Source organism: Streptomyces sp. NPDC033270, assembly GCF_055576575.1.
On record NZ_JBVIRA010000040.1, the window covers coordinates 1 to 12,591 of the forward strand.

7 protein-coding genes are annotated in these 12,591 nt (G+C 74.3%); 2 read left to right on the plus strand and 5 right to left on the minus strand.

The window, feature by feature from the left end:
* Positions 1 to 204: 204 nt before the first annotated feature.
* A complete protein-coding gene (mfd, locus tag ACZ5XZ_RS36115; protein ID WP_468986166.1) occupies positions 205 to 3,753 on the minus strand; it encodes a transcription-repair coupling factor in 3,549 nt (1,182 codons plus the stop codon).
* Positions 3,754 to 4,015: 262 nt separating this feature from the next.
* Between mfd and ACZ5XZ_RS36120 the strand changes: the two genes are divergently transcribed.
* Positions 4,016 to 5,680 carry an MFS transporter gene (locus tag ACZ5XZ_RS36120; protein ID WP_468986168.1) on the plus strand — a complete coding sequence of 555 codons (1,665 nt, stop codon included), beginning with the start codon at positions 4,016 to 4,018 and terminating at the stop codon, positions 5,678 to 5,680.
* A gap of 3 nt (positions 5,681 to 5,683) precedes the next feature.
* Here ACZ5XZ_RS36120 and ACZ5XZ_RS36125 read toward each other — a convergent pair whose 3' ends face one another.
* The 4 genes from ACZ5XZ_RS36125 to ACZ5XZ_RS36140 all read right to left on the minus strand — a co-directional run bounded on the left by ACZ5XZ_RS36125 (position 5,684) and on the right by ACZ5XZ_RS36140 (position 11,776).
* The gene (locus ACZ5XZ_RS36125) at positions 5,684 to 6,658 is read right to left on the minus strand and encodes a cellulose-binding protein (RefSeq protein ID WP_468986169.1); all 975 of its coding nucleotides are present in this window, start codon (positions 6,656 to 6,658) and stop codon (positions 5,684 to 5,686) included.
* A 100-nt stretch (positions 6,659 to 6,758) separates the two neighbouring features.
* Positions 6,759 to 7,796 (minus strand): LCP family protein, encoded by a 1,038-nt coding sequence (locus ACZ5XZ_RS36130; protein WP_468986171.1) that lies wholly within the window; start codon positions 7,794 to 7,796, stop codon positions 6,759 to 6,761.
* A 114-nt stretch (positions 7,797 to 7,910) separates the two neighbouring features.
* Positions 7,911 to 10,763: an SUKH-4 family immunity protein gene (locus tag ACZ5XZ_RS36135; RefSeq protein WP_468986173.1), complete on the minus strand. Its 2,853-nt coding sequence runs from the start codon at positions 10,761 to 10,763 to the stop codon at positions 7,911 to 7,913.
* A gap of 5 nt (positions 10,764 to 10,768) precedes the next feature.
* Complete coding sequence (locus ACZ5XZ_RS36140) at positions 10,769 to 11,776, minus strand: SMI1/KNR4 family protein (protein WP_468986174.1); 1,008 nt, start codon at positions 11,774 to 11,776, stop codon at positions 10,769 to 10,771.
* Between the two features lie 298 nt (positions 11,777 to 12,074).
* Between ACZ5XZ_RS36140 and ACZ5XZ_RS36145 the strand changes: the two genes are divergently transcribed.
* A complete protein-coding gene (locus tag ACZ5XZ_RS36145; protein WP_468986176.1) occupies positions 12,075 to 12,587 on the plus strand; it encodes a YwqJ-related putative deaminase in 513 nt (170 codons plus the stop codon).
* The last annotated feature ends 4 nt before the right edge of the window (positions 12,588 to 12,591 follow it).

A 12,591-nucleotide genomic window follows, 5' to 3' on the forward strand; every position in this document is an offset into this window, starting at 1 on the left:
AGGCGGGGGGGGTGGGTGGTGGCGGGGTGTGTGGGGGGGGGGCACACCCCCCCCCCCCCCCCCCCCCCCAGGCCCCGGAGGACCGACCCCGGCACCACCACCGACACAGCGCCCCCACCCCACAACCCACCCCGCTCCCGCCGAAGGCGGGAAACAACGCACAGACGAGGCACGGCGGGCCACCCGGCAACGCGGGAAGCGGGGCTACGAGCCCAAAATCGTCGTGAGGAACTCGCCCACCCAGCCCAGCAGCTCACGGCCGACCAACGGCTTGCCGCCGATCTTGCCGGTGGTCGGGCGCGGCACCAGGATCTGGCGGGTGGCCGGCTTGAGGACCGTGCGCGGGTACAGGCGCTTGAGGCGCAGCTCCTGGGACTCGCGCAGCTCCACGGGACCGAAGCGGATGTTGGCGCCCTGGAGGGTGATGTCGCTGACGCCGCAGGCCCGGGCGAGCATGCGCAGGCCGGCGACCAGCAGGAGGTTCTCGACCGGCTCGGGGAGCTTGCCGTAGCGGTCGGTCAGCTCCTCCCGGACGGCCGCGATGTCCTCCTCCGAGCTGGCGGAGGCGATGGCACGGTAGGCCTGCAGGCGCAGCCGCTCGCCGGGCGCGTAGTCGTGCGGGACGTGCGCGTCCACCGGGAGTTCGATCTTGACTTCGAGGGGCGGCTCCTCCTCCACGCCGCCCTCCAGCGAGGCCCGGTAGTCGGCGACCGCCTCGCCGACCATGCGGACGTAGAGGTCGAAGCCGACGCCCGCGATATGGCCGGACTGCTCGCCGCCGAGGAGGTTGCCCGCGCCGCGGATCTCCAGGTCCTTCATGGCGACGTACATGCCGGCGCCCATCTCGGTGTGCTGGGCGATCGTCGCCAGCCGCTCGTGGGCGGTCTCGGTCAGCGGCTTCTCCGGCGGGTAGAGGAAGTAGGCGTAGCCGCGCTCGCGGCCGCGGCCCACCCGGCCGCGCAGCTGGTGCAGCTGGGACAGGCCGAAGTTGTCGCCGCGCTCGACGATCAGGGTGTTGGCGTTGGAGATGTCGATGCCGGACTCGACGATGGTCGTGGAGACCAGGACGTCGAACTTCTTCTCCCAGAAGTCGACGACTACCTGTTCCAGTTGGGACTCGCCCATCTGGCCGTGGGCGGTCTGGATGCGGGCCTCGGGGACGATCTCGCGCAGGCGGGCGGCGGCCCGGTCGATCGACTCGACGCGGTTGTGGATGTAGAAGACCTGGCCCTCGCGCAGGAGTTCACGGCGGATGGCGGCGCCGATCTGCTTCTGCTCGTAGGGGCCGACGAAGGTGAGGACCGGGTGCCGCTCCTCGGGGGGTGTCGTGATCGTGGACATCTCGCGGATGCCCGTGACCGCCATCTCCAACGTGCGCGGGATGGGCGTGGCGGACATCGTCAGGACGTCCACGTTGGCGCGCAGCTTCTTCAGCTGCTCCTTGTGCTCGACGCCGAAGCGCTGCTCCTCGTCGACGATGACCAGGCCCAGGTCCTTGAACTTGGTCTCGGAGGAGAACAGGCGGTGGGTGCCGATGACGAGGTCGACCGAGCCTTCGCGCAGCCCTTCGAGGACGGCCTTGGCCTCGGTGTCGGTCTGGAAGCGGGACAGCGCCCGGACGTTGACCGGGAACTGGCCGTAGCGCTCGGTGAACGTGCCGTAGTGCTGCTGGACGAGGAGGGTGGTCGGCACCAGGACCGCCACCTGCTTGCCGTCCTGGACGGCCTTGAAGGCGGCGCGGACCGCGATCTCGGTCTTGCCGTAGCCGACGTCGCCGCAGATCAGCCGGTCCATCGGGACCGACTTCTCCATGTCCTCCTTGACCTCGGCGATCGTGGTGAGCTGATCGGGGGTCTCGGCGTACGGGAAGGCGTCCTCCAGCTCCCGCTGCCAGGGGGTGTCCGGGCCGAAGGTGTGGCCGGGCGCCGCCATCCGGGCGGAGTAGAGCTTGATGAGGTCGGCGGCGATCTCCTTGACGGCCTTCTTGGCGCGCGCCTTGGTCTTGGTCCAGTCGGCGCCGCCCAGGCGGTGCAGGGTCGGGGCCTCGCCGCCCACGTACTTGGTGACCTGCTCCAGCTGGTCGGTGGGGATGTACAGGCGGTCGCCGGGCTGGCCGCGCTTGGCGGGGGCGTACTCGACGAGGAGGTACTCGCGGGTGGCGCCCTGGACCGTGCGCTGGACCATCTCGATGTAGCGGCCCACGCCGTGCTGCTCGTGGACGATGAAGTCGCCGGCCTGGAGGGTGAGTGGGTCGATGGTCTTGCGGCGACGGGCCGGCATGCGGGCCGCGTCCTTGCCGGCCGCTTTCTGGCCTGACAGGTCGGTCTCGGTGAGGACGGCGAGCTTGAGCGACGGGTCGATGAAGCCGTTGTCGAGGGAGCCGCAGGCGACATGGACGACGGCGGGGGTGATCTCCGCGAGGTCGGCGTCCAGGCGGGCGGCGATGCCCTCGCCGCCGAGCACCTCGACCGTACGGGCCGCGGGGCCGTGCGCCTCGGTGAGGTAGACCGTCCGCCAGCCGTCGGCCAGCCACTGCTTGGTGTCGGCGAGCGCCCGCTGGGTGTCGCCGCGGTAGGTCTCGGGGGCGTGCATGCCCAGCTTGAGGGTGTCGCCGTCCCCGGCGGTCAGGTCCTCGTCGGCGGCGAACGGGGAAACCGACCACCACATCATGCCCAGCTCGCGGGCCCGGTCGCGGACGTCGGCGATGCCCCACAGGGACGCCGCGCCCACATCGATCGGTGCCTCGCCGCCCCCGGCGCTGGCGGCCCAGGACGCCTGGAGGAACTCCTGGCTGGTCGCCACCAGGTCGGCGGCCCGGGTCCGTACCCGCTCCGGGTCGCAGACCACGGCCATGGAGCCCTTGGGCAGCACGTCCAGCAGCAGTTCCATGTCGTCGACGAGGACGGGGGCCAGGGACTCCATGCCCTCGACGGCGATGCCCTCGGCGATCTTGCCGAGGAGTTCGCCCAGCTCCGGGTGCGCTTCGGCGAGCGCCGCGGCCCGCCGGCGCACCTGGTCGGTCAGCAGCAGCTCACGGCACGGCGGCGCCCACAGGCCGTGCTCGGCGACCTCCAGGGAGCGCTGGTCGGCGACCTTGAAGTAGCGGATCTCCTCGACGTCGTCGCCCCAGAACTCGACCCGCAGCGGGTGTTCCTCGGTGGGCGGGAAGACGTCCAGGATGCCGCCGCGGACGGCGAACTCGCCGCGCTTCTCCACCAGTTCGACGCGGGCGTAGGCGGCCGCGGCCAGCCCGTCGACGACCTCTTCGAGATCGGCGCTCTGCCCCGTGCGCAAGCTGACCGGCTCCAGGTCGCCCAGGCCCTTGACCTGCGGCTGGAGCACCGAGCGGATCGGGGCGACGACGACGGAGACGGGGCCGGCGGTGGGGTCGTCCGGGCTCGGGTGGGCGAGCCGGCGCAGCACCGCCAGGCGCCGGCCGACGGTGTCGGAGCGCGGGGAGAGCCGCTCGTGCGGCAGCGTCTCCCAGGACGGGAACTCCACGACGCGGTGCGCCTCGCCGGCCGGCATCAGGCTGCGCAGCGCGGCGGCGAGGTCCTCGGCCTCCCGGCCGGTGGCGGTCACGGCCAGCACGGGGCTCTGGGTGCCACGGGCGAGCGCGGCCACCGCGAACGGGCGGGCGGCCGGCGGACCCACCAGGTCCACGTGCGGGCGGTGGCCGTCGGCCGCGGCCTGGACCGCTTGGGCGAGCGCCGGGTCCCGTACGACGGCGTCGAGCAGACCAGTCAGGCTCATGAAAAGGTTCCGTCCCAGCAAGCGAGGCGAACAACGCGAACAGCCCGCGGCGTCGCACGGGCGGGTTGCCCACGATACGCCCGACCACCGACAGCCCGCCGACCAAGCGGACCGGGCCCGGCCCGGCGCCCTCGCGCGCCGGGGGCGTCCGCCTGCCGAGAAGCGCCGTTCCGCATCGCGGCCCCGCGTGGTTGGGTGTCGACTGGAACGGTGTCCGATACACGCACCCGGACAGCCGCAGCCCGACCGAGGAGGGGGACCCGTGAGCCGCACGACCAAGGACAGCGACAGCCCGGCGGACCGCGGAACGGGCGGCCCCGACTCCCCGGCACCGGGGAACCCACCCGCACGCACCGCGCGGCGCGGCCCGGTCGTCGCGGCCCTGATGCTGGGCATGGCGCTGGTCGCGCTGGACTCCACGATCATCGCCACCGCCATTCCGCAGATCGTCGGCGACCTGGGCGGCTTCGCGGTCTTCTCCTGGCTCTTCTCCGGCTACCTGCTGGCCGTGACCGTCACCCTGCCGGTCTACGGCAAGCTCTCCGACACCTTCGGCCGCAAGCCCATCCTGATCGCCGGCATCGTGCTCTTCCTCGTCGGCTCGCTGGCCTGCGCGGGCGCCTGGAGCATGGCGTCCCTGATCGCCTTCCGGGTACTGCAGGGACTGGGCGGCGGCGCCCTCCAGGGCACCGTGCAGACCATCGCCGCCGACCTCTACCCCATGGCGGAACGCCCCCGGATACAGGCCAGGCTCTCCAGTGTCTGGGCCACCTCGGCGGTCGCCGGCCCCGCCCTGGGCGGGCTGCTCGCCACCTACGCCGACTGGCGGTGGATCTTCCTGGTCAATGTGCCGGTGGGCGCGGTGGCGCTGTGGCTGATCGTGCGGCACTTCCACGAGGACGCCCGGGCGCGGCGCGGCTCCCAAGGCCGCCGTCCGCGCGTCGACTGGCCCGGCGCGCTGGCGATCTTCGCCAGTGGCGGGCTGCTGGTGACCGCGCTGGTCCAGGGCGGCGTCGCCTGGCCCTGGCTCTCCGCGCCGTCGCTGCTGCTGTTCGCCGGCAGCGCGGCGGGCGCGGCGGCCACCGTCCTGATCGAGCGCCGCGCCGCGGAGCCGATCATCCCCGGCTGGGTCTGGCGCCGCCGCACCATCGCCGCCGTCAACCTCGCCCTGGGCGCGCAGGGCCTGCTGATGGTCGCACCGACCGTCTTCCTGCCCACCTACGCCCAGTCGGTGCTGGGCCTGGGCCCGACGGCCGCCGGTTTCGTGCTCTCGGTGATGACGCTGAGCTGGCCGCTGTCGGCCGCCCTGAGCAGCCACGTCTACCGCCGCACCGGCATCCGCACCTGCGCGATGCTCGGCATCGGCGCGGCCGGCGCGATCCTGCTCGCCTTCCCCCTGCTGCCCTACCCCGGCGCCGCCTGGCAGCCCGCCCTGATCATGCTGGCGCTGGGCGCGGCCCTCGGGCTCTTCCAGCTGCCGCTGATCATCGGCGTGCAGTCCTCGGTCGGCTACGCCGAGCGCGGCACCGCCACCGCCTCGATACTGTTCTGCCGCCAGGTCGGCCAGTCGGTGGGCGCCGCGCTCTTCGGCGCCCTGGCCAACGCCACCCTCGACGACCGCCTCGCGCACGCCCCCGCGGACATCCGCCCCGGCCTCCCCGGCGACCTCGACTCGGTCTCCCGCGCCCTGGAGCAGTCCGGCGCGCTCACCGCCCGCGCCACCGACTACCTGCGCCGGGCCGTCGACACCACCGTCGACCACGTCTACCTCGGCGCCGCCGCGGCCGCCGCGCTCGCCCTGCTCGCCCTGGTGCTGCTGGCGCCGCGGCACTTCCCGGTGCACGCCGACGCCCGCGCCGACCAGGACGGCCGGGCCCGTGCGGCCGGAGGCGAGAGCGCGGGCGAGGCGGCGCCTCCGGGGCGGTAGGCGTCAGCCGCGCGGCCGGGGCAGCTCGGTGGTCAGGGTGTCCTCGTTGTCGGGGTCGCCGCCGGACCCCGTGGCGGGCCCGCCGTCCGCCCCGTCCGCCGCCGGCGCCTTGCCCGTCAGCGCCGCCAGGCTGTTGCGGACGTGCGTCATATGGGTGCGGACCTCCTCGCGCTGCTCGGCGTGCTCGCGCAGGGCCCGCTCCGTGGCCCGCTCGATGCGCTCCACCTCGACCCTCGCCCGGGCCAGCAGCCCGGCCGCGCGGTCCTCGGCGTCCTCCTGCCGGTGCCGGGCGGCCTCCTCGGCCTCCGCGTAGAGCCGGCGCCGGTCGGCGAGGACGGCCTGCCCGCGGGCGTCCCGCTCCGCGACGAGCTCGTCCATCTCCGCGTCCAGCTTCGCCAGTTCCCGCCCGGCCGCCTCCCACGCCTCGGCCTGCTGCTTCTCCTGCTCGCGCAGCATCCGGGCGGTGTCGCGCACCGCCTGCCCCCACTCCTCGGCCGCCTCCGCGCGCAGGCGCTCGGCGTCCTTGGCCGCCGCGGCCACCCGCTTCGCGCCGTCCTCCTGCGCCCGCTCCTCGGTGCGCCGGGCCAGCTCGTCGGCCTCGGTGCGCAGGGCGGAGGCGGTCTGGTCCGCCGCGGCCCGGACCTGGTGCGTGAAGGCGTCGGACTCGTCACGGGCCCGCTCGGCGGCCTGCTCGGCCTCGGCCCGCAGCCGCTCCGCCTCGGACTCCGCCGTGCTCAGGATCAGCCGGGCCTCGCTGCTGAGGGACTCGTACGTCTGCGGCGGCAGCTTCGCCAGATAGAGCCGCAGCCCGGCGAGTTCGTCCTCCATCTCGTTGCACAGGACGGTGAGCCGCGCGGCGCGCTCCCAGCAGGAGTCACGGTCGATCGCGAGCCCCTCGAACCGGCGGTCGACGTCCTCCGGCCGATAGCCACGCCCTCGTACGGTCTCGAACCCATGAGGCGAAACCGGTGCACTCATCCCTCAAGCCCCTCTGTGCAGTTACGCGCGCTTGTCCTTGCAGACCGGTGCAGAGACCCACCCTTGCGGCACTTCGCCCGGACCGTCCCCCCAGGATGCGTCATTTATCGCCAGAAGTCGGAATTGGATCATCCTTGTACAAGGATTGGAACAACCGCTTCGCCCTGTTTTCGTCCCAGAGCAGCACCGCCCCCGCGCCGTCCACCCACACTCCGGGCCGCCGCACCGGAACCGTCGTCGCCGCCCCCTCGCCCCCGGCGACCCGCCGCAGCGCCCAGCCCATGTCCAGCACCTGCGCCGCCCCCGCGCCCTCGTCGACGGTCAGCGCCGCCAGCGAGGTGTCCAGCACCCGCTTGAGCCGGGCCGGGTCGAGGTACACATCAGGGCCGGCCATCGCCTCCGCCACCGCGCCGATCAGCCGCCGCTGCCGCTTCACCCGTCCGAGGTCACCCTCCGGGTCCGCATAACGCGCCCGCACGTACGCCAGCGCCCGCCCGCCGTCCATCCGTTGGCAGCCGGCCCGGAAGTCCGCCCCCGACGGCTCGTCCCTCAGCGGCGCCTCCAGGCACAGCCGTACGCCGCCCAGCGCGTCCACGACCCGCACCAGACCCAGGAAGTTCACCTCGGCATAGCGGTCGACGCGCAGACCGGTCGCCTGCTCCACCGTCCGGGTGAGCAACCGCGGACCGCCGTCCGCATACGCCTCATTGATCTTCCGGCCGCCGTGGCCGGGAACGGGGACGTAGCTGTCGCGCGGCAGACTGACCAGAGCGGGGCCGTGCTGGCCGTAGTGCAGCACCATGATCGTGTCGGTGTTCCGCACCCGGCCGTTGCCGACGTGCAGCTCCGCGCGCTGCCGCGGGGTCAGCCCGGCGCGGCTGTCGGAGCCCACCAGCAGCCAGTTCGTCCCCCGGCCGGCAGCCGGCCGCCCGGCGTAGTCCGCCAGCGCGTCGGTGTGCCGCAGCTCCCGCCCCGCCCGGACGTACAGCCCGGCCCCGGCCGCCACCACCAGCACGACCAGCAACAGCAACGACACCAGCAACCAGCCGAGCCACGACCAACGGCGCCGCGGCAGGCCCGCCCCGCGCGGCGACCGCAACCGCCCCGCCCGGTAGCGCGGGGGTATCGGACGGCCCATACCGGCATGGTCCCGGCGCCCGGCCCGTCCCGCAGGTCGAGACCCGGACCCGTCGCCACGGCGGCCCCGCCCCGCGCCGCGCACCCTCCATGCGGCGCGCGGCGCGGACGCGGCCTACAGCAGCCCGTCCCACATCTGCTCGAGGAGCACCGACCACCAGGTCTCCGGCGAACCGAGCGCCGGCGGGTCCAGCGCGACCAGCTGCGCCTGGAAGTCGACGGTCCAGCGGCCCGCCTGCTCCGGCGTCAGCCCGTAACGCAGCCGCCACATCCGCCCCAGCATCGCCAGACAGCGCACGAACTCCGGCAGCCCGCTGTTGACGAACTGCGGCGCCGCCGGCTGGCCACCCGGCCCACCCTCCATCGGCACCGCCACGATGTGCGCGGTCCCGTACTGGACACACAGCTGACGGCCGAAGTCGTTGCCCATCACCAGATACGAGCCCGCGTCGGCGGCCGGCTGCACGCCCCGCTCCGCCGCCAGCTCCGCCAGCGTCGGCACCGGGCGGCCCGGCTGCGCCTGCGCCCAGAAGAACGGCCCGAAGTCGACCGGCAGCCCGGCCCACACCAGCATCTGCGCCACCACCTCGGGCACGCCGTGCCGGGAGACCGCCCGCTGATCGAAGCGGAAGATCCCCTGCGGACCGAAGGCCTGCTCCAGCTCCTGGCCGATCGCCTGCGGCGGAATCGGCGGCGCCGGCTGCACCTGGGAGGGGTGCGGCAGCGGCACCCGCACCGGCGCCGGCCGCGCCGGACCGTCCGCGACCTGGTGCAACTCGCCCTGATGCTCCACCAGATGCCGTACGCCCTGCTGACGCGAGGCATGGTCCCGGCCGTACGCGGCGGTGTGGCTGATGCGCACCTGCGGCCAGTTGTCCCGGATCATCCGGGCGCAGTAGCCACCCGGCAGATCGCAGCACTCCAGCTCCGTGTGCAGCTCCAGCACCTGCTGCGGCGGCACGTTCATCGCCCGCAGCTCGTGCAGCAGCTGCCACTCCGGATGCGGCGTACCGGGCGCCGAACGGCGCACGATCTTCTGCTCGGAGCCGTCCGGCGCGCGATAGCTGAGCACCGCCATGTAGCCGGGGCCGACGGTCGGCTGACCGCTGGGGGCCGGCGGATAGCCGTACGCGCCCGGGGGGCCGGGCGGCGCGGCCTGCGGCGCGGCGGGCACACCCGCGGGCGGGGCACCGTGGCCGGCCGGCGGCGCGGCGGGAGCGCCCGCCCCACCGGGACCGCCCAGCGCGGCACCGCCGGCGAGCATCGTCGCCGCGGCGTGCACCCCACCTCCGCCGGTGCCACCCGCGGCGGGCGGCGCCGGAGGCGGAGGCGGCGGACCGCCCTGGCCGCCCTGACCCGCCGGGCCCGGCCCGGCCGCGGACGCGCCGGACCTGCCGGGCGGACCGGGCGGCTTGGGCGCGCCGGGCGGACCGGGCGGCGGCGGCACACCGGGACCGCCCGCACCACCCAGGCTCGCCTGCAACGACGCACCGTCGGCGAGCATCGTGGCGGCGGCGTGCACCCCGCCACCGGGACCACCGGCACCCGTACCACCGGAGCCTGCCCCGCCGGCACCCGCACCCTCGGCGCCGGGCCCATCCGTCCCGTCCACCGCACTGAGATCGACATCCGCCGCATCCAGCTGCGAGACCAGCTGCGTGGGCACATAGCCACCGGCCGGCCCACCGGACGCACCCGGACCGGACACCGCGGGTCCACCGCCCGGGCGCGCATCGGCCTTGCCGGTCTCGGCCTCCGCGAGCCGCGCCGGGTCCTGCGACGCACCACCACGGCCCGCGCCGGGCCGACCCGGCGCACCCGGAGGCGGCGGCGGACCCGCCGCGGCGTTACCGGGCAGCGACGAGCCGTCGGCCAGCATCGTCGCCGCGGCATGCACCCCACCGCCCGCGGGCGGCGCAGGCGCGGGTGGAGGCGGAGGCGGCGTACCGGGACCGGACGCACCCGGCGCCCCGGCACCCGGCGGAGGCGGCACATCGGCGACCGGCGGCCCGGACGGCGGCGGCAGATTCGGCAGCCCCGCGGCCGCGGGCGGCGCCGACGGCATCGGCGGCGGCAACGGCGCACCACCAGGCCCACCCGCCGGCCGCCCCTGACCGTCCGGACCACCGCCCGGCCCGGCCCCGTCCGGCAGCTCCAGCGCGGGCGCCACCTGCGTACGGGGCAACTGGCTGCCCCCGTGCAGCAGCTCCGTCTTCGCCTCCGGCCGCGCACGCGGCGCGGCCGGAGCCTCGTCCTCCGCGTCGTAACCGGCCAGCGGCGGCGCGAACACCGTCTCGGGCAGCCCCACCGAACGGTCCCGCGACCCCGCGTCCGACCCCGTCGTGTCCGCCGCCGCCCACGGCGTCGCGTCCACACCGGAACCAACAAAACCGGCAGCGGCCGGCGCCGGGCCCGCCTCCACCGCATCCGCACCGGTCTGCGCGACCCCACCGTCGGCACCGTTGACGCTCACCTCGGCCCAGGCGTCCGACGCCGAAGGAACCTCCGGCGCCGGCGGCGCCTGCTCAGGGGACGCGGCCGGCGAGGGAACCGCCACGGCCGACTCCGTGCCCCCGCCCCGCCGGTCCGGGACACCGATCGCATCCGCCGCCTCCTGCAACCACTCCGGCGGCGTCAGCAGAAACGACGTGGCCTCCAGATCGATCCGCTGCGGCGCCGGCTCGGCCGCACCCTGCCCACCGTCCACCGAAGCGCCGTACTCCTCCTCGTACCGCCGGATCACCTCACCCACCGGCAACCCCGGCCACAGCGTCGTCTCACCACTGTCCCGCGCGATCACCAGCCGGGCCCGGCCGCCCTCCGCCGCCGGACCCCCCTCCCGGTCCTCGGCCCAGGCCACAAAGCCCAGATCGAACTCCCGCACCCGCACCTCACGGTGCTGCGGCGCCGGCACATCGCCGTTCACCCACCGCTCGGCGCGCTCCTGCGCCTGTGCAAACGTCACCATCGCGCTCAACCCCCCACCGGCACCGCGTACGCGAAACCGCCGTCCACCATCAGGTTCGCCACGGTCTCCAGCTCCGGCGGATTGCCCGCCAACCGCTGCAGAAACTCATCGAAATCCGCGCCGCACGGCAACAGCAGCCGCTCCACCCGCTCCTGCACCGACCAGCCGTCCTGATCCCGCGCATCGTCATACGGGCAGAACCACACCGAGCCCAGCGCCTCGCCACGCACCTTCACCGCGACCACACCGCCCTGCACGAACGCCACACCCAGATAGTCCTTGGTGAAGTGGTCCCGCAGGCACTTGTTCACATAGACCAGATCGTTGACGGCCGCGTCATCGCGCACCGTGAAGAACGGCTGGTCGACCAGCAGCCCCAGCTCCGCGTCCAGCGCCGCACCCACCGGCGCACACCCGCCCGCCGCCTTCAAAAACGAGCGGTAGGCACCCGGCAGGCGATAGCCCAGCGCCTCCTCGGCCTGCACCACCTGCTCCTCACCCACCGACAGATCACGGTGCGGCAACCCGAAGTGCGCCGGCCGGGTCTCCTGCAACGGCCGGGTGCCCCGCTTGTCGTGCGCCACCGGGGCCGTCGCCAGCCCACCGTGATGCCGCAACAGCGCCTTGACCTCGACCGGAACCAGCTCCATCCGCCGCGTACCGGCCACGTGATGCCAGGTCCAGCCATGCGGCGTCGCCACCGCCGGCACATCTATCCACAGCTCGTGCCCCTGCGCGTGCAGCGCGGCGTTCGCCGACACATAGTCCGTCAACCGCAGCTCGTCGACGCCGAACCCCTCCGGCGGCTCGGCGATCTCCGCCGCGGCCCGCGCATACGGCGTGAACTCCGCAAAGCCCTGCCCGTCCACCCGCACCCCGGCGGGATACCGCGCGGCACGGACCGGGTCCGGAAAATGCACGACCTGCCCGGCATAGGCCGAATTCGGTGGCGCGGCACGTCCCGCCGCCTGGGGGCCGGGTGGTACCCCCAGCCCTGGCCGACCTGTCGTCATCGCGGTTGCCCCCTGGCTGAAGCTGGCTTTGGGGCACAGCCTATGCCGTACCGCAACACCCTCCCGCGCCCCCGCCCTGGCACGTCAGCACGGCGACACACCGACGTCACCCGCCGGCCCACCACCCCCACACCCCCCGCGCACCACCCCGCCCACCAGCCCCGTTATCCGCCAACCGACACCCCGTCAGCCCCCCGTGAGATCACCGACAGTGCGTCCGACTACCGGAACACCCAGCACATTTGGCAGGCTGACCCCCGCAAACCGGGGGATTGCAGGGAGGGAAACGCACACCACCATGAGCACCACTGCACGCCACGGCACCGGCGCCGGAGACCCCCGCATCGGCTGGAGCGGCACCGCCGACACCCATCGCGCGCCCGCCCTCCACCACCGACGCGACGGCATCCTCCCCACCATCGGCGCCGCATTGTCCGTACGCGGACACACCCTCACCTGCACCGCGAGCAAGGCCGAACAGCCCCCCGCACTGCACCCCCTCGTCCAGGACTTCCTCGACGCCCTCCCCACCGCCCAGCGCGAACGCTTCACCGGACGATGTCCCGAAGCCGTGCTGCTCTCCCGCCACCTCACCGCCGTCGAGGCCAACCGCTCCAAACGAGCCGCCCGCAAACCCCTCACCAACGGCGAAGCCCGCCGCTCCCTGAAACACTCCAAGATCACCGCACGCCACATCCGCGAGGACGGCGACCCCCAGCACGGCAGCTACGCCCCGCCCTGCCGCTCCTGCGACGCACTCCTCGCCCACTTCGGCGTCATGCCCATCGGCGCGACGCCCACAGGAAGCTGACCGC